The organism is Bifidobacterium asteroides (assembly GCF_019469425.1).
Lineage (GTDB): Bacteria > Actinomycetota > Actinomycetes > Actinomycetales > Bifidobacteriaceae > Bombiscardovia > Bombiscardovia asteroides_I.
In genome coordinates, this window is sequence record NZ_CP048272.1 from 1,807,008 (window position 1) to 1,830,808 (window position 23,801).

Consider the following 23,801-nt stretch of genomic DNA (forward strand, 5'->3'; position numbering starts at 1 on the left):
AGGCATGCGTCCATTAGGGAGAGCCCATGCTGGTAGAACTGAGGGCATGAACGAGCAGGAACGCATCGATAAGGACAAGCAGGATTGGCGTGGCCGGCTGCTTGAAGCCCGACGGCGCATCGACCCAGCCCAATGCCGTGACGCAGGCCACAAGCTGGCTGGTCTGCTGACCGGCCGACTGCTTGCCAAGGTCGAGCGCTCCCGCAGCGACCAGAGCCTGACCGTGGCTGCTTTTTCCTCCATTCGGGGGGAGATAGCCATGGACCCAAGCCTGAACCTCCTGCTGGGCCGGGGCTACCAAGTGCTCGTCCCCATGCTTGGCACGGGCACCCAAATAGGTTGGGGACGCCTGCAATCAGAGCAGGATCTGAATGACATGAAGCGGATTCCCGGCTGGCGGCCGGACGAACCCGATATGCCAGCCCTGCCAGCGCAGGCCTTGAATCAGGCCGATCTGATCCTGGTGCCTGCACTGGCCATCGACCATGCCGGCATTCGTCTGGGTCGGGGCGGAGGCTGGTATGACAGGGCTTTGGAGCTGCGAGCAGAACAAACTCCAGTGGTGGGCATCTGCTGGCCCGGCGAATTCGTGGAAGTCCCTTTGCCCCATCTGAACCATGATCTTCCTGTGGATGCCGTCCTGACGCCCGAAGGTTTCACGCTCACAGCCGCAGGTCTGTCACGAAGGCCCAGAGGGGACCATAATGGTGACGAACAAGATTGACGAGAGGCCCGGTGCCGATTCTTCTGGTCGAAGCCACCACTAGGATATTGGGTGTTGAACCAATCGTCGCGCGAACCGACCATCAGCGGAGGGAAAGAACGGTGCCCACCTATCATTATCGTTGCAAGAACTGCGGATACGACTTTACCAAGGAGCAGTCTTTCGACGACGAGCCAATCACCATCTGCCCCAAGTGCGGGCAGCAGCAGGTCCGCAAGGTCTTCTCCGCAGTGCCCATCGAGTTCAAGGGCCATGGTTTCTACCGGACCGACGGAGTCTCATCTTCCTCCTCTACAAGCTCCACAAGCGGCAAGTAAGTAGACCGAAAGGCACATTCGACCACATCGACCATGTGGACCCATGGGTCAGCCAAGATCCTGGCAGGCTGGGGGCATGGTCGATTTTTCTATCTTTACCAATAAGGACAAGCCCTCGGCTGCCGCTGGTCCCCTGACCCGCCGACGGCGGCTTTTTAAGCTGCGACGTGTGGGAGCTGCCTTGGCATTGGGGCTGGCAGTCTTCTGCGCCCTGCAGATCCTGGTCCAGGCCCAGGGCCGCCTGTCTATACTGGTCGCCTCGCGGCCTATTGCACGGGGATCAGCCATCGAGCCTGGCATGGTTGAAACGCGAATCCTGCATGGCAGGGAACGGCTCCCCGGCCTGATGTCCTCATTTGGGCAAGTACGTGGGCGGCGGCTGATGATCAGCCTCCACACGGGGCAACCGCTGACCACGGCAATGATCAGCGTCAGACCGTCACAGCCACCCGGGACCACTCCGGTGACCATCCGCCTGGCCGACGATCCAGGGGACCTGCAGGCTGGCGACAAGGTGAATTTGCTGGCCTCGGGAGACTGCCCAGCCGGTGCCGGCACGCATTCTGCGCAGCCGAGTTCTCTGCCGCCCTCCTCCGCGCGAGATCAGCCTGGCGCTGACGGGGAATCTGAGTTTCCCCATGTCCAGCAAGTCAACGGCCTGCAGACACCGGCTCCCGGGCAGGCCCCAGGCGGCGGACGCTGCATGATAGCCGAGCAAGCACTGGCTCTACAACCGGCACAGACCATCGCCAGGGATCGATCCGATCTTGAAGGACGGGAGGGCAGCCAGGTCCGGCAAGGGTCCCAGGCCGTCTTCGCCCTGGATGCCAGTCAGGCTCTGCTCTTGTTATCTCTGGATCCATCCACCCCGGTCATTGCCATCCGACCCGACAGAACTTCTGCATCGACACCCTCCAGCCATGTCGGAAAACCGAAACAATCCTGGGCCCGCGATAATGGAGGTGGAAGCAGCAGGCATGGGCGCTCTATGCCTCATATCAACCACGGAAGGATGCAGAATGGCCTCGATCAACCAGGTGGCGGCCAAGGATACCGCCGAAGCAGTCCACAAAATCTCGCAGATCAGCAACAAGGGCGTGCTGGGCGAATTCAAGCAGTTCATCTCGCGTGGATCCATGGTGGATATGGCCGTGGGCGTGGTTATGGGTTCAGCGGTGACCAGCGTGGTCAACGCCATCGTCAACAATCTGATCAGCCCCCTGATCGCCATGATCTTCGGTAAACCAGACCTGTCCGGACTCCTGACCATCACCTATCGGAACGCTACCATCTCCTTCGGCGCCATTCTGACGGCACTGCTCAACTTCCTCTTGATCGCCATCGCCGTCTACTTCTGCATCATCATGCCCATCAACAAGCTGCGGCAGCTGAGCCGGGCGGCCTCGGGCATCAAGGACCAGCCCAACGCTCCCAGTCCCCAGGACCAGAGCCTGCAGCTGCTACGCCAGATCGCCGATGACATCCACCAGTCAACGAACGCAGACAACCAACAGGCTGGAACCGGACTGCCCAAGAGTCAGGACTAGGACCGACAGTCAGTCGCCGCGCTCATTAGGGAAGAGCCCCCAGTGAGGCGGCAGCTCGCCCAGAATCCTTCGATCTTCCTCGTCAAGGCGATCCTGCTTGCAGACCCGGTCCTGGGGATCCTCCTCTGTGCCATCAACATCGAACCGTTCCTTGCCCGGACGAACCACCCGCCGATGGCGACGCCGACGCGGAGCTGCAGGCCCACCGGACTGATTTCCGCAGTCCAGCTGATCGTCTTCCATCAACGCGCCTGCTGGTAGATATCGGCAAGACGGGCGACTATCCTGTCGGCTTCCTTGTCGGGGTTGACAAAGGCCGAAACGCTCCAGACGGTCATGACCGACCAGCCCAGATACTGCAAGTCCTCGGTGGTGAACCGGTGGCGCTCCCGGGTGGACTGGGTGTGCATGAACTCGGCATCGTCGGTCAGCACGGCCAGAGCATAGGGCTTGTTCTTGAGCCCCACCACCAGAGGAATTCGGGGCGCCTGGTCGTACCCATAATCCAAGGCCACATCCAGTCCCCGTGTCCGCAGCCGCTGGGCCAGATCCCTGAAGAGCACATTGGCAGACTGTTCGGCTTGCTCGGGCCGGGCAGATTCAGCGTCGGGATGCTCAACCCAGGTCAACAGATCCTTGAGCAGACGCGGCCCGGGCTGGTGAATGCGATCGTCCTCCAGGTCATCAGCCGAGAATGCCGCGACGATATCCAGATTCCGATCCGGCAGGACCAGAGCATCCAACAGCATGCCCTTGCCCCCTTCGCCCTCCAGATCACCGAACTGCTGAAGAAGACGGCCGTGGGTGGTCTTGGCAAAGCCAAGAGTAAGGATCACGTCTGTAGCCCGGGCGCCGCAGACTTCGTCAATGCCGACTATCCGTACATGCCGCAGGAACCTGGCGAAAACCCTGTCCTTGGCCGCTGCCGACTTGAGCTCGGCGCCCAGCCTGGAGCGGTGGGCTGCCGACAGGGTGACTACAGTCAGCAGATAACTGTTCGGCACCAGGGAGAAGGATCCGGCCTTGCGTTTGAGCATATCGACAACGGCAGCCACCTCCTGTTGACTGGACTCGACCAGCCCAGTGGCCATGACAGGGACGCCAGCGCCCTCTACCCTGGTCAGGGTTACCCTGCCAGGCTCCAGGCAATCGGGGACAGGCGCCGACAGATCCCCATAGCCATGATCCTTCAGGAAGGCATCCAACCGAATCGAACGGCGCGAGGGCCGGGCTTTGACGGTGACCGGGACCAGGTGGTCCACCAGCTGCAAGAGGCCATCCGAGGTGATGGTAGGCCGGTGGGCGATGACTGCCACCTGCCGGGCACGAGCCAGCACGGTCAGCACCTGGATGGAAGGCATGTGGGCTCCAGCATCAATGATGACCGTGTCGGCCAGCTGTGTCGGATTAGTCCTGGTCGCCAGCGTGGCCGGAGTCGCGATGATGATGGGCTTGGCCGCCGACAGGATGCCGGGGTGGGCCTGCTGGAAGACCGCAAGGGAGGCACCAGGGTTGCCGGCCAGCATGGTGTGCAGCTGATTGGCCTCCTGGGTGCGGGAGAAGAGCAGCTCAGACAGGCGCTTTTCGCTCTCCTGGGCAACCATGGGCCCAACGCTGGCCACGTGCTGGGCATCCACTTGACTGAAGCGGTCGGCCGCGTTGGACAGGGCGGAACCGTCCTGGTTGGAGATGATCTGCGAGGAGCGCATGATGTCGTCGAAGACCGTGGTCCACCAGGCCAGCTGCAGCTCGGCCCGCACCGCCTTGCCCTCGACCTGGCGGTTGCGCAGGTCCTGGACCAGGTCCTGCAGCCCTGCCTTGTTGAATTCGCCCTCTAGGGCGCAGCGCTCAGGCAGGGTATCCAGGGCTGTATGGTCGTCAAAGAGCGCCTTGAGCCGCTCCTCTACCTTGTTCAAGTCCATGGTCTCCAGATCGCCTCCAGCCGGAGTCGAAGCCAGGACGGTGTCCAGAGCCGTCATGTCGCGGATCAGGGATTCCTGAGTGTCGATGATGACGTCCAGCTTCGGTGGCAGGACCGGCCAGCCGCCGTGGGGGACGAAGGTCCGCCATTGCTCAGCCTGCTTGGAGACCACCACCAGCGACTCATGCAGATCCTCGACCTGGGCACCGGGCCTGAGCAGGCTCTTGGCCTCCTTGACCAGACGTCGGCGTTCCCAGAATCCCAGATTGGTGCCATTGGCCTTGCGATCGGCCTTGGACTTGGTGGCCTCGATCATGGCAGGAATGTCACGCTCGAAGATGGAAGGCTGGAAGACGTCCAGAACCCGGCGCAGGTTCTTGAGGACCACCACCTGCCGTCCCCAATCCTTGACGGTGGCCGGCACGGGGAATCCGCAGGTCTCCACAGTGGATTTGACTTGTTCGCGGGTGTCCGGCAGAAGCCGCTGCAGGAGGCGAACCACACGGGAGTATGCGTCCACGGCTTCGTTCTCGTTGACCAGGGTGGCCCCGAACCAAGGCGTGTCCTGGGGGCCAATGACGAATTCGCCCAGCTCGGCAGCCCTCTCCAGCTTGTCTGCCCAGGCATCCAGCTCGGGCTGCAGGTTGTGGGCCGTGGCCGCGCCCAGACGGACACGGGTGGCAGGGTGCGTAGGCATATTGGCAATGTTGGCCAGATTCTGAATGGTCTGGTAGGCCGAAACCCCCCAGCTGGAATCCACCCCATGCAGATCACCCAGGTAACGGGTCAGCCGGGAGCGGACGCCTACAAGCTCGTCAGCCACCTGATCGAAGTGTTCGCTGGCCTTGCCTGGTTTGAACCCCACTGCATCGATCAGCCGCTGGTCCAGGATCCGGCCAAGCTGATCGTCAGTCAGGTCAAGAGCCATGTCCGCCATCCCGGCGGCATCCAGACGATGCTGGAAGCGTCGCTTCTCCTCCACCACGCAGGGCACATAGAGCACGGTTCTTCCAGCAGTGACACAGCGCGAGGCAACGGCCAAGGCATCGTCGGCGCTGTGGCGGCCGGTCTGTTCATCCACAAGCACACTGTGCCCGGTCGCCACCAGCTGGGCGGCATAACGGACCCGGTTGTCCACATCCCCGGCCTCGAACTCGCTGTGAGGGTCTGCATCGAAGGGGCTGTAGTCGGGCACAGGTCCGCCCTTGAGCCGCTCAGAAGCTGCCTGGTCGCCAGCCAAGGCATCCAGCAGATCGTTGCCGGTGGACCCGGCGGTCATCCGGTCCAGAATCCGAAGGCTTTCGCCCAGCAGCTGGGCCGATGGCTCGATGAAGCATCCCAGAACGATTTTCCGTTCAATAGCGAAGTCGCTGATATGCGGCGTGATCAGGGCCGTCATGTCCTTGAACAGGGACGAAGTTTCGGGGGTGCCGCCCTGATAGTGGGAGGCAGAAAACAGACGGTCCGGATCCAGGGTGATGCCCCGCTCACGCATGGCCGAGATCAAGGCGGGATTAAGATCCACTTTGCCTGTGAATCTGATGGATGCCCTGGAAGCCCCCTGCGTGCTCTCGTCGATACGCACGGGATAGAGCAGTACGGGCATGTCACGCCCCTGCCAGGCAGCCACCCCCACCACCATGGAGAGCTGGGCGAAACCGCTGGCACGCTCCTTGGCAGCCTGATCGTCCAGAACCCGCTCCATTCGCCGGTGGGCCGCACGCAGCATGCCGCGGTCGCGGAAGAGCGCATCCAGATGGACCTGGCCGCTGGCGAAGAGCTGGGCGATGCCTGAAGGATGCGCATGCGTCAGATCCATCTGCGCCGCCAGTTGCGACACATTCTCCAAGGGGGTCAGACCCACCTGGTTCTGATAGTCCTGGCGCCATCCCCGGATTCGCTCCAGTGGAGTCAACGGGGCCTTGACCTCTTCTGCCGTGCGGTCGGAGGAAGAGCCAGCCGTTGACGCCTGTGCATCTTCAGCCCGTTTGTCCTCTTCCGATCCCCCGGTGCTCATTACCGTCTCGCTCATCCGTCCACTCACTTCCGCACGGCGTTCAGATATTCGTGATACCCGTCATTGTTGCGCAGGGCCGCATCGATGTCCTGGTCGCCCTGAGCCTCCAACCAGGCGTACAGATCATCATAGAGGGCCGGGTTCATCGCCAGAAAAGGCAGCAGCTGCCGATGCTTGGCCATGGCGAACTGCAGGGCGAAATCCGCGGTACGCTTGGCATCGTCGGAGCTCATCCCATCCACCACAATGGCCTCCTGACCACGGTCATAGTCGCCCTTGGAGACCCGCTCAAAGACGGATCCGGGCTCGAAGGCCGGCTGATAACGCTGGCCATCACCCTGCTCATCTGCTGGCTGGGGACGCCGGGCTTGATCCGATTCCTTCTTAGACAGGCGGGCCAGCTCTACAGCTCCCAGCGGAGTGAACCCCTGGGCCGAGTCCGCTTCGCCCCTGCGGACGGAAGCTGGGCGATCGTCACGATGACCACGGGCGTCACGGGCATCGCCAGCATCCTGGTCGTAACGATTCTGATCAGAAGCGGATTCAGCGAAACGGGAACGGCGAGCATCTGCGAAAAGGTCGCGGTCGACAGGCTGACTGTCCTCCTCCTGGGTGCCGACCAGCGGCAGACCCTGCTCAGATTCGTGCTCCTGCCATGGCAGAGGCCGACGTGCTTCGCCACGAGCGCTCTGGGCCTGGAAGCCACCTGCGCGCCGGTCACCCTGGTCGGCATAAAACCTGCGACGGTCCGATTCCTGACCATCTGCTGAGCCTGCGTCGGCCGGCCCCCTGTTAGCCTGGCCACGCTCGGCTGAACCAGAATCGTCGGAGTACCGAGCTCGTGAGCCTCGCGAATCTGCGGACGCGGCTCCATCGGAGAAAGGCTGCGACGGATTGTCCTGCGAGTCACGAGCTACTGGGGCAGACCTGGGACGATCTTGTGAAACGCTGTCGGCCTCTTGGGAGGAATCGGCTGTTTTGGCGGCGCCCAGGGCCATATCGTGAAGGGCAGTGACTCGGTTGCGGACCCCGTCGGCCTTGAATATGCCAGTGGGCTCGCCGGCGCGCATGTCCAGAATGTCATCGACGGACATCTCAGCTGCATCAGGCTCCACCATGCCTCGGGGCTGTGTGGAGTATGAGAAGAGGTCGGGCACACGGGTCGAAGGTTCAGTCTTATCTTCTTCAGGATTGCTGATGCGCACAAAGTCGACGGGGACATCACCGAATTGGAAACGAGCTGAGCTGCTGGACAGGGGGAAGGCGGCATCCACAGGCAGCCTGACCAGCGATCCGTCGGACTGGATCAGATAGGACCCGTTGGTGGAGCCCATGTCGCGCAGGGTTGCCAGACCGTCCTGGTCGACGGCGAAAATGGCATGTCGTTTGGACATGGATTTAGTTTGATCGGGCACCTCCAGACGACGCCGACCGTCATCGGCCAACGGACGCAGAGGCTTGCGGCCGATCTCGACGGTCTCGCCAGGCTTGAGCCGGGTCTCTTCCGCCCCATTGAACTTGATTATCCACACCTGCCCCGGTCGCCGATCGTCACTCACGTTTTCGACCTCCCAAATCTGCAGCCGCCTTCACTCGGTACTACCGCCTATTCTGTCATGAAACCCAGAGATAGGATTGATTGCGTGCCGAATTACCTGATAAAGGACACATGAAAGACTGACAGGCATGCCAGTGCAGCGAACCTCCCCTGCAGACAGGGCTTTGACAACGAAACGATTGACCCGATCGACACGAAACGGCTGTCGCTCTTGCTCTGGATGCAACCGTCAGAGTCAATCAGCGGCCGCCGTCATCGGATCAGTCCTGGCCGTCCTCTCGCTCGTCGTGGTCGTCGGCGGGATGTGGAGTCATATGGACGATGAATCGGTCATCCTCGGGCACCATGCTGCGGTTGAGGCGGTCGAAGTCTGACATGTGGCAGGAGACCGTCCCGAAAGCCGGTACGCTCACCGGTCGCCAGCAGGCGCCCCAACCGTTGACAGTCATGGCCGCCCGGATGGGCTCTCCTGTCGGATTATAGAGGATGGCGCTGAGCTCACCGTCGTCGCGAACGAAGGCGACCGAGCCCATACCGCCGGTCCGGCCGTCACATGTATGGCTAGTGGAGGCCACCCTGCGAGCGCCTACCGGCACGTCCTGCCCGAAATTGCGGAGCATGAAATATTCCAGATTGCGTTTGACCCCGCCAGTTCGGGAATCGACGGTGATGACCCCACGCCGGCCCATGGTTCGTGCCCAGCTGGGCAGACCCTGCTCATCCAGGGCCAGATTCCACAGATCGATCATGCCCACGCCCTGGCGGACCAGTCCGATGCCGATCTCTCCGAACATGACATGGCTGGCCTCGTCCACCCGCTCGTCCAGCATGCAGCGGCGCTCACTCATGACCGAACGCCATCCGGGGAACTGCCTGGTGGCGTTCACGATCCACTTGGGCAGGCCGGAATATGTGTGCATGGCCGTCCCGGCGAAGCTCAGGGCCTCGACAGGGGTCATGTAATCGCTGACTGGGCGACTGAAGAACCTCAGGCCGTCATCGCCGAAGAAGATCTCCACCTCGGGAAAGCTGCGGTCCAGCGCCGGACGCAAATAGTCTACGCCCCAGCGCGCCAGCTCCTCGGGGGTCCAGGTCGTCATGGGCCAGGGCGGAGTGTTGGAGGGTTCGTTCTGCATGGTCACTGCTGCAATGGGAATCCCCAGCTTCTGGTAGGCCTCGATGAACCGCACGAAATAGCGGGCATAGGCGGCATCGACCGTGTCACGTGAACGGTAGCCGTTGCCGCAGTATTGCCCCAGCCGCAGACGCCCAGCCCCGTCCAGCCGACCGCTGTCCTTCATCCAGGCGGGCGCGCTCCAAGGCGAGGCCAGAATCCGCACGCCCGGGTTGACGGCCATGATCTCCTGAAGGACGGGGACCACGTACTTCATGTCCCTGGTGGCTTCGGGCGAGCCCGGCTTCCCCTGCCCAATGGAGAAGTAGGCCATATCCGGATCAGACAGCACCCCCTCGGGAAGATCATCATAAGAGTAGTAGCGCTGACTGGAGAAGTCGCAGGACCCCATGGAGATCCTCAAGGCGGAAAAGCCCGCCTGGGCCGGATCGAAGAGCTCGCTCAGAATCCGATGACGTTGGTCGGCATCCATGGCTGTCATGAACAGGTAGGCGCTGGAGTCCGTCAGGGCAGCTCCGGCCCCCTCCCAGTACTGGTAGCGTCTGGTTGGATCAATGACGATGGGGACGGCTGCGCCGGGGCCATTCGTCGTCTCCGGAATTGTTATCGGCTCTCGCCGCTGGGACAGATCCCCTGCCGTCGCGGTCCAGATCTCCTTCATGTCCGTGCGTCTCCTTCCGCCGGCTTCCTTCCCGGCATCACCAATCCGGCCTTCAGTCCTGCCCCGGAGCCTTGTCATCCACAGTGTGCTCGGGCAGCTGCAGGGCGAAGTCCTCATCATCGGGCACGGCAGAATCGTTGATCCGCTCGCCCGTCGTCGCGTGCATGGTCACGGTCCCCCAGGCGGGCACGGTCACACACTGCCAGCGGTCCCCCCAGCCGTTGATGGTGACAGCCGCCTTGACTGGCTTGCCCGTGGGGTTGTAGATATGAGCAGCGATGGATCCGTCCGGCGCCAGGAAGGCCACGGATCCCAGAGAGCCGCTCCAGCCGTCCGGGGTGTAGTTGCTGGAGTCGATCACCACCGAACCGGGCTCCACATCCTGGCCGAAGCTGCGGAGCATGAAATACTCCAGATTCCTGCGGACCTTGCCGCTGCCATGATCGATGGTGACCACCCCGCGTCTGCCGTCGGCGCCGATCTGGTTGGGCAGTCCCCGCTCGTCCAGGGCCATGTTCCACAGGGCGATAAAGGAAGAGCCATGGCGGACCAGCCAGTTGCCGATGACACCGGACATGATGTGAGCAGCATCCTCAGGGGTCTGGTCCAGCATGCAGCGGCGCTCGGTCATGCCGTAGATCCACTGTGGATAGACCCGGTTGGCATAGTCCAGATTCGGATAGTCGTTGTCATAGGTATGCAGGGTCAGACCGTCGATGGAGCGGGCCTGCTCGGCGGTGACATCCTTGTCGACCGGTCCGGTCAGGCAGTGCCCCGAGTCATCGTTGATGAAAATGCGCACCTGGGAGTGCCGCCGATCAAGCGCAGGCCGCAGGAAGCGGTGCGCAAAGTCGGCCTGCTGGGCCAGAGTCCAGGTCATGGCTGGCCAGGGGGCGGCGTTTGAGGGTTCGTTCTGCACAGTGACCGCCCAGATAGGGATGCCTATGGCTTCCATCTCGTCGATGTAGCGGGCGAAGTAACGGGCATAGACCCCCTCTATGGAGTCCTCGAGCGGATCATAGCCGTTGCCGGTCCAATCCCCGAAACGCAGGTGACCACCCATGCACAGGTGGCCGGTGTTCTTCATCCAGGCCGGGGCGCTCCAGGGCGAAGCGATGATCTTCACCGCAGGATTGATGGACAGGATTTCCTGGACGACAGGGATGATGTACTTGTAGTCCTTGGTGGCGCCCGGAGCACCCGGCTCGCCCTCGCCCAGGGAGAACCTGACAAGGTCCCTGTCATGCTCGCCGTAGGGAATGTCGTCGTAGGTGTAGTAGGTCTGGGAAGACGGCTCGCAGGAGCCCAGCGGGATGCGGATGACCGAAAAACCGCCCTTGCCGGGGTTGAACATATCGTCCAGAAGGGCATGTCTTTGCTGCGCGGATTGGCTGCCCCAGATCAATGAGGCCGCGGCATCGGTGATGGCGGCTCCAGCCCCGATCCAGGGCTGATGGCGCTGGCAGGGATCAATGACGATGGGCTTGGCGTCCCTAGGCTTCTCCCCTATTGGAGGGGCTTGCAGAGGCCTGCGTCGATCGGTCAGATCTCCGGAGGTCACGGTCCAGAACTGGTTGGTGAAGGTGGTGGTCATGATTGCTCTCTCATTGTCATATCTGGGCATCGGCGTCACGGTCGATAGGACAGGGTTCAGTCTAGCAGCGAATCCAATCATGAACAAACCATTTCGATCAACTTCGATCATTGCGATTGCGAGTTCATACTAGGGCCACGACTGCAGAGCGCATGTACCGACACATAGCGCAATCACCCCGCGCACACGGTCGACAAGATGCATAAGGAAAAGCCCCGCACCGTAATTAACGGTTTGGGGCTTTTCAGCATACAAAGGCTCAGAAGAGCCGATGACTACTTGAGCTCGACGGTCGCGCCGGCCTCTTCCAGCTGGGCCTTGGCCTTGTCGGCATCCTCCTTCTTGGCACCTTCCAGAACGGTCTTGGGGGCGCCGTCGACCAGAGCCTTGGCGTCGGCCAGGCCCAGGTTGGTGATGGCCTTGACAGCCTTGATGACCTGGATCTTCTTGTCGCCGATGGCGGAGAGCACGACGTCGAACTCGGTCTTCTCCTCCTCGGCCGGAGCAGCAGCACCGGGGGCGGCAGCGGCCACAGCCACAGGGGCGGAGGCCTCGACGTCGAACTCGTCCTCGAACTTCTTGACGAAGTCGGACAGCTCGACCAGAGTCATTTCCTTGAACGCGTCGATGAGCTCGTCAGCGGAGAGCTTGGCCATAATGGCTTCCTTTCATTTGTGGCGACCGGCATTCTGGTAGACCGATCACCGAACATCTTTTTATGCTTACCGTATGAATCCGGGCCAATGGCCGTGGACTCAGGCGGCCTTTTCCTGCTTCTCGCGCAGGGCGTCGAACGTGCGCACGGCCTTGGTAGGCACAGCGACGAACAGGTTGGCGGCCTTGGACATGGTGCCCTTGAGCGCGCCGGCCATCCGGGAGAGCAGAACATCGCGGGATTCCAGATCCGCGATTTTCTCCATGGCATCCGCGTCAGCGACAGCTCCATCAATGAAGCCGCCCTTGACAATCAGTGCCGGGTTGTCCTTGGCGAAATCACGCAACGTCTTGGCGGCATCGACGTAATCACCTTTGACGAAGGTGATGGCGCAGGGGCCGGCAAGCATCTCATCGAGACCCTTGATTCCAGCCTCTTTGGCCGCAATCCGGGCTAGCGTGTTCTTCGCCACGTTGTAGGAAGTATCGCGGCCTAGCTTGTTTCGCAGATCGGCGACCTGCGGAACACTGAGCCCGCGGTACTCGGTGAGGATGATGGCATCGGCGTCACGGAACTTGTCCGTCAGCCTGGCGACAGCCTCTTCCTTTTCGGGCCTTTTCATGGCGTTCCTTCCTAGACAGACCTCTGGAGGGAGCCGGACGACTGAGCATGACAGGCAAAAAGAAAGCCCTGCCGACAGGCAGAGCAGAAAACAAGTCGCAAGGACCGATTTGAAACTCAACCTGTGCTGGCTCGATCAACCGAACTTAGGAGACCCAAGGGTCCCGACCAACGGTCTTTGGTATGCAACGGCTAACACTACACAGATCAGAAAAGACTGTCAAGCTTGCGCTCGCGGCAGCACCAGATGGTGATGGCCGCAGGGCAGCGCATCCGCATGCAACGATCCTGCTCTGCAACGAATGCCGGCCACCCGACTGTCGGCATCCAGGGCCTTCAGCATGGTTGGCGACCCGTCCAGTAAGGCCTCGACCTGGCCCCCTGGTCTGACACCACCCATAGGCGGAAGGACCAAATGACCCCGACAGCCCTGTGGCACCACCAAGTCCAGATCGATATCCGGCAGGAGGACAAACCCTGGCCTGCTATCCGCTTTTCCTGTGATCTTATAGGAGATATGGATGTCCCCAGTGGGCACGGGCACGGTCAGCTCAGCCCTGCCCATACCTCCAGGCTGAAGCGCGGCAACGAATTCTCGGTACCCGGGCTTCAAAGGCCGCAGCCCCATCAGCCCGCTGGAAATCAGCCAGACAGGCGAGGCCCCCCAGGGGTGCGAATAAGTGGTGTTGGATTTGATCGATGGGTCCCAAGCCTCCATGGTGCCTCCAGCGCCCTGGTCCAGCATGTGCTTCCAGGTGCGCATGCCCTCCCCTGCCGACAGAAGAGCCAGAGCATCAGCCCCTAGACCTGATCGATAAAGTCCATCCAGAAGCACGGCGGCCGAGTAGGCGCTGCAGGCCATCCCCTTGCGACGCAGATAGGTACCGATTACTTCCAGACGTGCAGGATCCGAAGGAGGCGCAAAAGCCAGCACGAAGGCCGAGGCATGTATGGCGCAGTGATTGATGGCCGGGCCGTCAGGACCGTCTAGCAGACCATCCCGGTAGGCGCCGACCTCTGGATTGTAGAGCCGCTCATCCAAGGCCTCTTGCATTTTTCGGGACACCCCTGCCAGACGGGCAGCTCTGCTACGACGGCCCAACGCCCGTGACAGACGAGCCATGGCTTTATAGGCGGCACTGGCCAGTGCGTTGATAACCGTGTTGACACGACCGAAGACATACCCATCGCGTTCAACAGGCGGCCAGTCGACCAGGTCGCCATCCATCTGGCTGGAAGTGCCGGGGTCCTTGACGATCAACCCGCTGTCCTGGTCCAGATATCTGTCCGGCAGCAGTCCCATCAGCCGGTCGTACTGGGCCGCCGCCTGAGTCAGATCTCCGGTGTGCATCCAGGCATCGTGCACAGCCAAAATGCTGTAGAGGGGCCACTCAGTGGGCCAGGTCCTGTTGGCGATCAGATAGTCCACACTATAACGGCCCAGGGCAGGCGCATCATCCAGCACCATATGAGCCCGCTGCTGGATCCAGGCATCAGCCTCATAGGGGGCTCGCTCCCTGGTCCAGGAATCGACGTAGATGTCAGCGTTGAGCCCTCTGATAGTGTTCCGCCCCAGCTGCCAGATCCACTCCAGCAGAGGCTTGTCGCAATGAAACCTGGCGTGGTCGTCATATATGGGAGCCTCAAGGCACTCCGCCCACAGGCCCCCGTCAGACAGGCTCGCCAGCAGCCCTTCAGGGCCAGATTCCGCAGACCATGTCAGCTCCAGATATCGAAAGACCCGGATCCCCCAAGTCTGGGCCCGGTTGCTGCCAGCCTGCAGCTGCCAGCGATCCTGATAGACGTTGGAGGTGGCCAGACGGTAGCGAACGCCTCCTTGGCCGTCCAGGACCTCCCCGTAGCGGACGGTCAAGTCCAAATGTTGCGACAGATTCACCCGCAGCCCGATGCCGCCCAACCGCACGGAGCCGAAGTCCAGCAGAAGATGGCCAGGAGCAGCCTCCAAAACCCGATGAATATCCACCCGGCTCAGTCTGGTGCCGTCTGCCGGAGCCGCCAGACACTTGGAGAATGAGGGCCGAATCCGAACTTTGGGCCAGGCAGAGTCGTCAAAGCCCAGGCTGGGAAACCCCCAAGGATATCGGGACAGGTCGATGTCCTCAGCTGGAGCCTGATAGTAGGTTGTACCGATGGATGCGCTGTCAGGAAAGATCTCAGCACCATTGATGGCTCTCCATTCGGCATCCGTGCCGTAGTGCTCCACACTGCCATCAGGCCGGCCAACATCCATCTGAGCCTGGAATCGTCGGCCTTCCATGGCATAGGCCACCACACCCAGAACATTATCCGCCCCTGGACGCAAGAGGCCGGTGACCTCGTAGCCCCTGTAACGATCCTCTCCGTCCAAGGGGAATACCGGTCCGCAGCCCAAAAAGCGCCCATTGAGCCATAGTCGGTAAACAAACTGCCGCGCAGGTACAGTGCTGTCAGCAGTTGCGTACAGACTAGCCCAGAGAATCGGACCCGGGGGCAACCGGACCACACCACGCATCAGCGCCCATCCCTGGGCATTGCCCTGGGATCCTGAGGAGTTTTTTCCCTCCTCTGCGGACCAAATGGCTTGAACGTGCCAGACCAGACCAGGCCCCGTACCAAAGGTGATGGGTTCAGACCCTATCAGCCGACGGCCCTGTGCATCCAGCAGAACAACGGTCAGCCAATACCGTTGTGAAGGATCCATGTCAGGTCCAGGCAGACGGCTGCCATTGAGTTCGTCCGCAGGTTGGATGCCGGTGTCTGCAAGTATCCGCCCCTTAGGCTGTTCCCAAACTCGCACCCTGGCCAAACGGACCCTACCCGCCCAAGATGGCAAAGGGTCCAGCCTCCACCTGACCGCGGGTCTGGTTCCTGGTTCGATATCCACAGGACGATCCCGGTCCTCGATCAACACCTGCAAAGGCCCACAGCCCATTCCAGCAAATCCTCCTTGAGTCTGCTCTTAAATACGGCTCCTCTTTATGAACCGCTACTGCCGGTAGTCCCGCAGGGCGGTGAAGGAGGAGCCTTTGGCTCCAGTATCAGGCAGTCCATACATGGCCTGGACACCTGGGTCCCTGCTTTCACGGGCCATCTGCCGGAAGAAGGGATCGGCCTGCCACCGCACAGCTGCCCAGACCAGATACCAAATCAGACCAGTGGCCAGAAGGGCCACCAGGATGGGCGAGCGCATCAGCCCCCAGGCATACCCAGCCAGGACCGCCAGTGACAGAACCAGCATGTACCAACGGCGCACCGACAGGAGGAGGCCATTGACCAGCACCTTGCGGATGCGCGCCCGAGGGTATTCCACCAGTAGCACCAGGGAAGCCAAGGCGGTCTGCGCCAGAAGCAGCAGACATACCAGGATGGGAAAGAACATGATCCAGCCCCATGAGAGCTGTGATGCAATCTGCAGGTCATAAATCAGCGCGAAGGCGACGATCCCCAGGGGCAGCAAAGTCGCCCATGACCTCAGGGCCAGAACCTTGTAGGCCCGCCAGTATGCGCAGAAGAATCCATAGACCGTCCCCGAATCCACATAGGATTTCGCTATCCAATCCGGCAGAGACTGCCCACGCTCTGTCATGGAATCCACAGCTTGCCGCCTGGCACGGGCAGAAGCCGAGGACAGGCCTGGATGATCCCGATAGATAGCGAAGAGGGCCGCCAGACCAGGTGCAGACAGCACAGCTGCCAGCAGATAGGTTGGGAAGTACTGCGGATCCCGCAGAAAGATAAGTACAGCAACCAAAGGCAGCATCCCTAACAGGGAGCAACATCCAGCCCCCAGCACCACAGCAATGGAGTTGGCAATCCCCAAGAGGGCCCGCATGGCGTAGCCCTTGGCGGGATGCCCCTGGTCGTCCTCGCTTCCAGCCACGATTCAGCCCTTCATGCCGGATGTCGCAATGCCAGCGATGAACTGCTTCTGACCGATGAGGAAGACAATCAGAATGGGCAGGACCGAAAGAACAGAGCCGGTCATGATCATGGCAAAATCAGCATTGTACTGGGAAATAAATAGCTTGAGGCCCAGCTGAATCGTGTAGAGCTTCTGGGAACGCAGATAGATCAGCGGACCCATGTAGTCGTTCCACGTATTAGTGAAGGTGATGATGGCCAAGGCCGCCAAAGATGGCCCAGACAGGGGTAGCATGATGCGCCAGTAGATGCCGAACTCGCTCAGGCCATCCAATCGGCCCGCCTCAGACAGATCCTCAGGTATGGTGTCGTAGAACTGTTTCATCATGAAAACACCGAAGGCCCCAAAAGCCTGCAGGAGGATGATGGACCACCTGGTATCGGAGAGGCCGACGGCGGAGACCAGCTTGAACTGCGGAATCATGTAGGCCTGCCAGGGAACGGCCATGGTGGCGATGTAGATCAGGAAGAGGGTGGTACGCCCCCTGAAGGGGATCTTCGAGAAGCCATAGGCGGCGAAGGACCCGGTGAAGACCTGCAGGAGGGTCACAATCACAGCGAAGAAAATGGTGTTGAGCAGCCAGGTCGTCATATCCGACTTGGTCCAGATGGCAATGTAGTTCTCCCAGTGCCAAACCGATGGGAGCCACTTGATAGGGATGGCGTAGACCTCGTTGTTGGGTTTCAGAGAAGAGAGAAACATCCAGAAGAAGGGCAGGAGCACGAAGGCGGAGACGGCAATCATGGCCAGATACCCGATGACAGTACCGGCGATCTTGGCCGGGGAGACCTGCTTCTTGTTCCAGGGGATGTCTGCAGAGACTGTATTGGTGGACATGGTCTCAGTCCTCCTTCAGGTTGTTGTACCAGAACTGGAAGAGCGTGACTACCATGCATATGGCCAGAAGAACCAGGGAGACGGTCGAAGCATAGCCGAAGTCACCACGCTCGAAAGCCACACGGTAGATGTACTGCGCCAGAACCAAGGTGCTGGTGCCGGGTCCGCCATCGGTCATGACCAGTGTCAGATCAAGAACCTTGAAGGATCCGATGGTCAGGGTGACCATGACGAAGAAAAGCGTGGGGCGCATCATGGGAACGGTCACATGCCAGAAGCGCTGCCATCCGTTTGTGCCATCGAGCTCAGCGGCCTCATAGAGCTCGGAGGGGATGGTCTGCAGACCTGCCAAGAGCAGGATCATATAGTAGCCGACCTCACGCCAGGTACCCACGACGATGACCGCAGGCATGGCCCAGGCCGTCGAGCCCAGCCACCCGGGGGGATTACTGATAAAAAGCCGCAGGAAAGAGTTTATAGGGCCGGACTTGGGGTCGAAGAGCATGCCCCAAACCTGGGCTGCAGCCACTATGGATGTGATGTAAGGGAAGAAGGCCACCGTCCTGAAGAAAGCGCGTCCGCGCAGCTTGGAATTGAGCAGGACAGCCAGGGCGAAGGCCAGGACCAGGGTCAGGGGGATGTGGACTATCGAGTAGTATATGGTGTTCCACACCGAGGTCATGAAGATCCTGTCGTGGGATAGTCTGACCCAGTTCTTCACGCCGTTCAAGACGGGGTTGCCAAAGGCCGACCACTTGGTAAAAGCTATATAAAAGAGCGTCAGCGTGGGCAGAAGAGTCAGGCAGATAAAACCTATGAAATTCGGCGATATGAATATCAAACCATTGCGCAGGTTCCTTCGCGAAATCGCCTTGGCATTGAACTTGCCCTGCTTAGTCCTCGGAGCTCGCCGCCCGCCGCCGGGCCCATGAGACCCCGTTTTGCGATCAGCGGCCGGCTGTAGGTCGTCGATCACGCCGATTTCTTCTGACATCTGTGCCTCTCCTTACTTCCATCGCGTGTCATGGGTTTGGGAAGTCCCCTGTCGCCCTTGTCCCGACTAGCTCAGCGGGAGGTTTCAGGACATATATGCGTCCTGAAACCTTCCGTCATAGCCGAGAACTGCTACTCGTCCAGCACACCCTGGTCTTTGACGTTCTGGGTCGCTTCCTTGAGCGCATCGGATGGAGACTTGGCGCCGGTCATGATCGAAGAGTGAGCGTCCTTAAGAATGGAATTAATGGTATCCGTAGCTTTGGCCACAGGAGCTTCCATCTTCATGTCGTGCTTGCTCCAGGCATCCTTGGAGGCCTGGTCGGAGGCCATGCCTTCCGGGGAGAAGAAAGTCTCGGTCACCTTGTCGTCGATGTAGGCGGGAGTGGTGGAGAGCTTGGCCAGCTCGATGGCGCCGCCTTGGCCGACGGCCCACTTGACGAACTCCTTGGCTGCGGCCAGCTTCTGGCCTGAGGACTTGGAGGAGATTGCCAGGCTGGTGGGGCTGCCGAAGGTGATCGGGGTCTTAGGCAGCTTCTTGTCGGGATTCTGTGGAGCCGGAGCCATGCCCCAGCTGAACTTCTGGGCCTCGCCTGTTTGCTGCTGGTTCAGAAGGGCCGCAGCAAACCAAGTGCCCATGGGCATCATTGCGGTCTTCTGGGTGCCGAACTGCGCCTGGTACTGAACCTTGTTGGTGAATGAGGTATTCCAGTCAATTGTATACTTGTCTTTCTGCCACTCCAAGGCCCTCTTGTAGAAGGGCTCCATGTATGAGAAGTCGGCCTTGAGGAAGGTGCTGTCGGCCGGCTTGCCGGACTGCGCCAGAGCGAAGGACTGCACCACGGACTGCCAGTTGTGCATGTACATGGGGTAGACGCTGTTGGCATCGTAACCCGCTGCCGGCAGCTTCTCTTTGAGTTCCTTGGCGGCCTTGGTGTAGTCATCCCATGTCCACTTGGCGTTTGGCTCTTCAACACCGGCCTTCTTGAACATGTCCTTGTTGTAGAAAAGCACCCAGGTATCGCTGCGATAGGGCAAAGCGAAATACTTGCCGTCGTGTTCATAGCCGTTCAGATCAATGTGCTTGTTGCCCTGGAAACCCTTGGCGATGTCGGAGATATCCGCCAGCCCCTGCGAGTCCGCATAGGTGATGTACTTGATCATGTTCTTGACGGGAAAGACATCGGGCTGGGCGCCAGAGGAGATGTCCGCCGTCAGCTGCTTGTCATAGTCATCGGCGGAATACTGCTTGACGCTGACAGTCACATTGGGGTGGGTTTTATGGAAGCCGTCAGCCAGAGTCTTGAACTCGGGGGTCATGTCCAAAGACCACCCTGCCAAGGTGATGGTTGTTTTGGCTTTGCTGTCAAAGCCGTCACTGCCTGAGGAGGCCTGCTTGCTTGAGCCACCGCCGCAGCCAGCCAGCAGCAAGATGCCCGCAGTAGTCACCGCCAGAGCCTTGGTTACAGTTTTCACGTTCATGATCATCCCTTTCCTTCGGCGACAATGCCAGGGAAGAGGCCGGATATAGCCGACCCCTCTCTCGCTCCAGATTCATCACAGTCCCTAGGCGAACCCCTGTTGGCTTACCTGCCCATGATGATTCCGAACGAACAAATCCAGACTAATTGGTCGGAAAATGACCTGAAGAGTTTGTTGCAGTCTGTTTCCATCGCTTTTAAGCTGTAACTCTGGTATACACTTTGAAAGCTAGGGATGTTGGCCGTCGTTACTGCCCTCATCAACATAGTTGTAGTAAAGCATCGAGGCCGGAGCATGAGTCAAAGAGCATCGGGAACAAGAAGCAAAAGACAAGACCCCGCTGATGGGTCCTTCCCAAAGCCCCCAGCGGCAGGATGGCTCCCGGCTCAGAGACGAGAGCTGATCCTCAACGCGCTTCTCAGAGAGAGCGTAGTCAGAGTGCCTTACCTGGCGCGGATGATGGGCACCACTGAAATAACAGTACGAAGAGATTTGAATAATTTGGCCAGAGCTGGTCTCGTCAGACGGGTACGTGGGGGTGCCCTGGCAGTCAAATCCTTGGATTCCCAAGGCCAATCTGTTGAATCGTCCTCAGTCTCTTCCCCCAACAGCTCTGATCCAACCTTGGCTAAGATACCAAGGGCATCCGTGAGAACGAATGCTTCCTCGGAAAAGAAAGCCGGAAGAAAGGGCAGCCTGGATCGAGCCAGCAGCGGCGGAGACACCCACTCCAGAACTAGTTCTGGAGTGTCAAGCCTCGCCATGGTTGAAGCCTCCAGCCAGGATAGGGCAGCTGTCGTTCGTAGAAACCGAATCGGGGTAGCTCTGCCCGAGCCCAGCTTCATCTGGCCCTCAGTGACCGATGCCATCAGACGCATGGCGGCCGAACAATTCGGCCTGGATATTGTGGCCGAGGAAACCTCCTATGAGACCTTTCCTGAGGTAGATATCCTTGAAGATCTGGCCACTGATCCACAGATGCTTGGACTGATCGTGGCCCCAAGCATTGAACCGGATGTCGCATCGGAAACCTGGCAATGGCTGACCGAGTGTCAACTGCCAGTAACCATTCTGGAACGTCATCCGCCACAGTGGCTGCCCGGATTCTTCGACTCGGTTCATACCGACCATCCAGCCGGAGTCCGCCGGGGACTGCAACACTTCCGTCAGCACGGCCACCATCGGGTGGGACTGGCTCTGGGAAGCACTCCCACCGCGGGCGATATCGAGCTGGGCTGGCAGCTGATGATGCGAGAGGGGGACGGGCTTGAACAGACCTTCCTGCTCAAGGACAAGCAGCCGTATGCGGCCGAGGATGTCGAGCAGGTCGTCCAGACGATTCTGGAGACGCACACCACTGCTGTCCTGGTCCATCCAGACTATCTGTCCATCGCTCTGGTCCAGGCCCTGGAAAAACGGGGGTGCCGCATTCCCAACGATCTATCCATGATCACCATCGACGGCTACACCAAGCGCCTGACCGTCATGCGATCCTCGGCCCAGGACCTGGCGTCCGCCGTCCTGCGCCTCCAGGTGCGGCGGATACAAGACCCGGACCAGCGCATCGAGCACGTCTGCATAGAGCCCGCACTCATTGACAGAGGTTCTGTTGCCGATATGGCTGAGAAGTAGACTGCGTCTACCTAGGGCCTGCATGGAGCAACTGACAACCAGCTGGTCCAGAAACCGGTCAAGGCCAGAGTGGCTGCAACAACTATTCAGTTGATGAATAATTAGCCAATGAATACGCAAGCGAAGGCTTCCAACCGGCAAAATGCACTCAAGCAGGAAATCCTTCCCGGTCAGCGGTCAGAGCTCGCGCACGATGCCCAGCACCAGCCTGGCGGCCGTGTCGGCATATTCGGAGATGTCGAACTCGCGGAAGACCTCATAGTCTGTATCGGCGTTGTCGCTCAGAGCACGGATGACCAGGGCCGGAACCTTGTTGCGGGCCGCCACGTGGCAGACGGCTGCCCCTTCCATCTCGACCGCATCGGCCCTGGTCTGCTCCTTGACCTGGGCGATCTTCTCCGGGCTGTCCACAAAGTAGTTGCCTGTGGCAATGGTGCCGACGATGTGCTTGATTCCCATGGAGTCCAAGGTCCGGCTTGCCAGATCCAGCAGGTGAGGGTCCGAATGGAACTCCTCGGTGCCGGGGGCCGACTGGGCCACCAATCGCATGTCGGTATCCAAATAACGCAGGGTGCCTCCAAGGACCACGTCGTTGATATGCAGATCCTTGTTCAGGTTGCCGGCAATGCCGGAGAAGATGACGGCCTTGGGATGGAAGGCATCGATCAGATACTGTGTGGTGGCGGCGATGTTGACAGTGCCCATGCCGCCCACGGTGGCGGCCAGCCGAACCGGGCCCTGCGACCCATCAAGAGTGCCGCATATGACTTTCAGCCCGGCATCACTGGCGCGGGGATCCTGATCCGCCTGCTTCAGACCTTGGCCGATCAGGGCCACCTCCTCGTCCATGGCTCCTATGACGACAACCGGCTGTCGATCTTCGCCCTCCTGGGAACCGTCTGTTTCGCACATGCCTGACTCCTTATCTATGATTTCACCCGCGACTGCGGCCCGACCAGCCTACTGCAAACCATATGTCAACGAGCCGTGCTGCGACGACGGTCCACTGCCTGTGCCAGCTCCTCCAGCAGATCCTGAGTATCGGGCCAGGAGATACAGCGGTCAGTAATCGAACATCCATAAACCAGTTGGTCCAGCGGGGCCGGCTTCTGATTGCCGCCACGTATGAAACTCTCCATCATCAGTCCGGTAAAGCCCTCCTCGCCCTCGCCTATCCGCTGGGCCAACTCATGGACGACCTGGATCTGACGCCGCTCGTCCTTGCCGGAATTCCCGTGGGAGGCATCGATGAGCAGCCCGTGGGCAGCCGCGCTGTCCTTGTGCATGCGCTGGCGAAGCACGGCAAGGGCCGCCCGCACCGAGTCCTGATCGTAGTTGGGGCCGGACTTGGAGCCACGAAGCACCAGATGGCAGTCGGGATTGCCCATGGTAGCGACAGCTGCGGCCTGGCCCTCGTGGTCTATGCCGAAGAAGGTGTGACGTTGAGAGGCCGCGTAGCAGGAGTCAATGGCCACATCCACGCTGCCGTCCGTGGCGTTCTTGAAGCCGATGGGCATGGACATGCCGCTGGCCAGCTGCCGATGGACCTGGCTCTCCGTGTTCCGAGCGCCAATGGCCCCCCAGCTGACCGCATCAGAAATGTACTGGGGCGATGTGGGCTCAAGGAATTCCGTGGCCGCTGGAAGCCCGGCCTCCAGCACACCCAGCAGAATGCGCCGTGCCAGGACCAGACCTTTCTGGATGTTGTGGCTGCCGTCCAGGTCGGGGTCGTTGATCAGGCCCTTCCAGCCGACCGTGGTCCTGGGCTTTTCGAAGTAGACCCGCATGACAATCAGCAGCCGATCCTTCAAGCGCTCATTGACGGCCGACAGACGACGGGCATAGTCCAGAGCAGCCTCCGGGTCATGGATGGAACAGGGGCCCACAATGACCAGCAGCCTGTCGTCCCGCCCATGCAGGCAGTCCACGATCTCCTGCCGGGAGCGGATGACCAGATCCTTGGCCGGTCCATCCAAGGGGTATCGGGTCAGCATCTGCGCAGGGGAAGGCAGGCGGTCAAGCTCAAAGACCCGCCTGTTGACGATCCGTCCTACGCCTACCTCGTCCTCCCACCTGGGCAGGTTCCCCGACTGCAGGGGGTTGACACCGGCAGCCAGCGCCTTGTGCACCAGTTCAACCTCGTAGGCCTTGCTGGGTCGGGGCAGGCGCTCCTGTGGCTCATCCA

The 23,801-nt window shown here is 60.5% G+C and carries 19 protein-coding genes and 1 pseudogene; 6 read left to right on the forward strand and 14 right to left on the reverse strand.

From position 1 onward, the window contains the following. The first annotated feature begins 46 nt into the window (after positions 1-46). The 4 genes from GYM67_RS07550 to GYM67_RS07560 all read left to right on the forward strand — a co-directional run bounded on the left by GYM67_RS07550 (position 47) and on the right by GYM67_RS07560 (position 2,588). Complete coding sequence (locus GYM67_RS07550) at positions 47-724, forward strand: 5-formyltetrahydrofolate cyclo-ligase (protein ID WP_220236294.1); 678 nt, start codon at positions 47-49, stop codon at positions 722-724. Positions 725-825: 101 nt separating this feature from the next. After that, positions 826-1,041 carry an FmdB family zinc ribbon protein gene (locus GYM67_RS07555; RefSeq protein ID WP_220236295.1) on the forward strand — a complete coding sequence of 72 codons (216 nt, stop codon included), beginning with the start codon at positions 826-828 and terminating at the stop codon, positions 1,039-1,041. A gap of 76 nt (positions 1,042-1,117) precedes the next feature. After that, on the forward strand, positions 1,118-2,284 hold the full coding sequence (locus GYM67_RS09430; RefSeq protein WP_396020008.1) for an SAF domain-containing protein: 1,167 nt from the start codon (positions 1,118-1,120) through the stop codon (positions 2,282-2,284). Continuing rightward, positions 2,178-2,588 carry an MscL family protein gene (locus GYM67_RS07560; protein WP_396019991.1) on the forward strand — a complete coding sequence of 137 codons (411 nt, stop codon included), beginning with the start codon at positions 2,178-2,180 and terminating at the stop codon, positions 2,586-2,588. The genes GYM67_RS09430 and GYM67_RS07560 overlap by 107 nt, the downstream gene beginning before the upstream one ends. Positions 2,589-2,597: 9 nt before the next feature. Here GYM67_RS07560 and GYM67_RS07565 read toward each other — a convergent pair whose 3' ends face one another. From GYM67_RS07565 to GYM67_RS07620, 12 genes are all read right to left on the reverse strand, one after another. Beyond that, complete coding sequence (locus tag GYM67_RS07565) at positions 2,598-2,831, reverse strand: hypothetical protein (RefSeq protein WP_220236297.1); 234 nt, start codon at positions 2,829-2,831, stop codon at positions 2,598-2,600. Beyond that, positions 2,831-6,541, reverse strand: a complete 3,711-nt coding sequence (locus GYM67_RS07570; protein ID WP_258561479.1) for a helicase — start codon at positions 6,539-6,541, stop codon at positions 2,831-2,833. Before GYM67_RS07570 ends, GYM67_RS07565 begins: the two co-directional genes overlap by 1 nt. Before the next feature lie 8 nt (positions 6,542-6,549). Then, entirely contained in the window at positions 6,550-8,085 is a 1,536-nt protein-coding gene (locus GYM67_RS07575) for a variant leucine-rich repeat-containing protein (RefSeq protein WP_220236298.1), read from the reverse strand. Positions 8,086-8,344: 259 nt separating this feature from the next. Then, positions 8,345-9,880: a glycoside hydrolase family 30 protein gene (locus GYM67_RS07580; RefSeq protein WP_220236299.1), complete on the reverse strand. Its 1,536-nt coding sequence runs from the start codon at positions 9,878-9,880 to the stop codon at positions 8,345-8,347. A 52-nt stretch (positions 9,881-9,932) separates the two neighbouring features. Continuing rightward, complete coding sequence (locus GYM67_RS07585; RefSeq protein ID WP_220236300.1) at positions 9,933-11,474, reverse strand: glycoside hydrolase family 30 protein; 1,542 nt, start codon at positions 11,472-11,474, stop codon at positions 9,933-9,935. A gap of 275 nt (positions 11,475-11,749) precedes the next feature. Beyond that, positions 11,750-12,130: a 50S ribosomal protein L7/L12 gene (gene rplL, locus GYM67_RS07590; protein ID WP_015022403.1), complete on the reverse strand. Its 381-nt coding sequence runs from the start codon at positions 12,128-12,130 to the stop codon at positions 11,750-11,752. A 99-nt stretch (positions 12,131-12,229) separates the two neighbouring features. Then, positions 12,230-12,751, reverse strand: a complete 522-nt coding sequence (rplJ, locus tag GYM67_RS07595; protein ID WP_220236301.1) for a 50S ribosomal protein L10 — start codon at positions 12,749-12,751, stop codon at positions 12,230-12,232. Between the two features lie 219 nt (positions 12,752-12,970). Next, the gene (locus GYM67_RS07600; protein WP_220236302.1) at positions 12,971-15,451 is read right to left on the reverse strand and encodes an alpha-L-rhamnosidase-related protein; all 2,481 of its coding nucleotides are present in this window, start codon (positions 15,449-15,451) and stop codon (positions 12,971-12,973) included. A gap of 285 nt (positions 15,452-15,736) precedes the next feature. Further along, on the reverse strand, positions 15,737-16,630 hold the full coding sequence (locus GYM67_RS07605; protein WP_220236303.1) for a YesL family protein: 894 nt from the start codon (positions 16,628-16,630) through the stop codon (positions 15,737-15,739). A 3-nt stretch (positions 16,631-16,633) separates the two neighbouring features. Next, positions 16,634-17,509: a carbohydrate ABC transporter permease gene (locus tag GYM67_RS07610; protein WP_220236304.1), complete on the reverse strand. Its 876-nt coding sequence runs from the start codon at positions 17,507-17,509 to the stop codon at positions 16,634-16,636. 4 nt (positions 17,510-17,513) lie between these two features. Next, the gene (locus GYM67_RS07615; protein WP_220236305.1) at positions 17,514-18,503 is read right to left on the reverse strand and encodes a carbohydrate ABC transporter permease; all 990 of its coding nucleotides are present in this window, start codon (positions 18,501-18,503) and stop codon (positions 17,514-17,516) included. Positions 18,504-18,634: 131 nt separating this feature from the next. Then, positions 18,635-19,984 carry an ABC transporter substrate-binding protein gene (locus tag GYM67_RS07620; RefSeq protein ID WP_220236306.1) on the reverse strand — a complete coding sequence of 450 codons (1,350 nt, stop codon included), beginning with the start codon at positions 19,982-19,984 and terminating at the stop codon, positions 18,635-18,637. 294 nt (positions 19,985-20,278) lie between these two features. Between GYM67_RS07620 and GYM67_RS09435 the strand changes: the two are divergent. Both GYM67_RS09435 and GYM67_RS07625 read left to right on the forward strand, forming a co-directional pair. Continuing rightward, positions 20,279-20,530 (forward strand): annotated as a pseudogene (locus GYM67_RS09435) (DeoR family transcriptional regulator); the annotation flags it as partial. A gap of 102 nt (positions 20,531-20,632) precedes the next feature. Further along, positions 20,633-21,616 (forward strand): substrate-binding domain-containing protein, encoded by a 984-nt coding sequence (locus tag GYM67_RS07625; RefSeq protein WP_258561480.1) that lies wholly within the window; start codon positions 20,633-20,635, stop codon positions 21,614-21,616. 177 nt (positions 21,617-21,793) lie between these two features. On the opposite strand, the gene mtnN is transcribed toward GYM67_RS07625, so the two are convergent. Both mtnN and GYM67_RS07635 read right to left on the reverse strand, forming a co-directional pair. Continuing rightward, positions 21,794-22,528, reverse strand: coding sequence for a 5'-methylthioadenosine/S-adenosylhomocysteine nucleosidase (gene mtnN, locus GYM67_RS07630; RefSeq protein WP_220236308.1), 735 nt, complete (start codon positions 22,526-22,528; stop codon positions 21,794-21,796). 65 nt (positions 22,529-22,593) lie between these two features. Further along, positions 22,594-23,733, reverse strand: a complete 1,140-nt coding sequence (locus GYM67_RS07635; protein ID WP_396020009.1) for a 3-deoxy-7-phosphoheptulonate synthase — start codon at positions 23,731-23,733, stop codon at positions 22,594-22,596. Between the last annotated feature and the right edge of the window lie 68 nt (positions 23,734-23,801).

What these genes read in the sequence shown, in the direction of transcription:
- GYM67_RS07600 (WP_220236302.1), bottom strand. Translation starts at nt 15,451, where the DNA reads ATGGATCCTTCACAACGGTATTGGCTGACCGTTGTTCTGCTGGATGCA.
- rplJ (WP_220236301.1), bottom strand. Translation starts at nt 12,751, where the DNA reads ATGAAAAGGCCCGAAAAGGAAGAGGCTGTCGCCAGGCTGACGGACAAG.
- GYM67_RS07620 (WP_220236306.1), bottom strand. Translation starts at nt 19,984, where the DNA reads ATGAACGTGAAAACTGTAACCAAGGCTCTGGCGGTGACTACTGCGGGC.
- GYM67_RS07570 (WP_258561479.1), bottom strand. Translation starts at nt 6,541, where the DNA reads ATGAGCGAGACGGTAATGAGCACCGGGGGATCGGAAGAGGACAAACGG.
- rplL (WP_015022403.1), bottom strand. Translation starts at nt 12,130, where the DNA reads ATGGCCAAGCTCTCCGCTGACGAGCTCATCGACGCGTTCAAGGAAATG.
- GYM67_RS07610 (WP_220236304.1), bottom strand. Translation starts at nt 17,509, where the DNA reads ATGTCCACCAATACAGTCTCTGCAGACATCCCCTGGAACAAGAAGCAG.
- GYM67_RS07585 (WP_220236300.1), bottom strand. Translation starts at nt 11,474, where the DNA reads ATGACCACCACCTTCACCAACCAGTTCTGGACCGTGACCTCCGGAGAT.
- GYM67_RS09430 (WP_396020008.1), top strand. Translation starts at nt 1,118, where the DNA reads ATGGTCGATTTTTCTATCTTTACCAATAAGGACAAGCCCTCGGCTGCC.
- GYM67_RS07550 (WP_220236294.1), top strand. Translation starts at nt 47, where the DNA reads ATGAACGAGCAGGAACGCATCGATAAGGACAAGCAGGATTGGCGTGGC.
- mtnN (WP_220236308.1), bottom strand. Translation starts at nt 22,528, where the DNA reads ATGTGCGAAACAGACGGTTCCCAGGAGGGCGAAGATCGACAGCCGGTT.
- GYM67_RS07560 (WP_396019991.1), top strand. Translation starts at nt 2,178, where the DNA reads ATGGTGGATATGGCCGTGGGCGTGGTTATGGGTTCAGCGGTGACCAGC.
- GYM67_RS07565 (WP_220236297.1), bottom strand. Translation starts at nt 2,831, where the DNA reads ATGGAAGACGATCAGCTGGACTGCGGAAATCAGTCCGGTGGGCCTGCA.
- GYM67_RS07580 (WP_220236299.1), bottom strand. Translation starts at nt 9,880, where the DNA reads ATGAAGGAGATCTGGACCGCGACGGCAGGGGATCTGTCCCAGCGGCGA.
- GYM67_RS07615 (WP_220236305.1), bottom strand. Translation starts at nt 18,503, where the DNA reads ATGTCAGAAGAAATCGGCGTGATCGACGACCTACAGCCGGCCGCTGAT.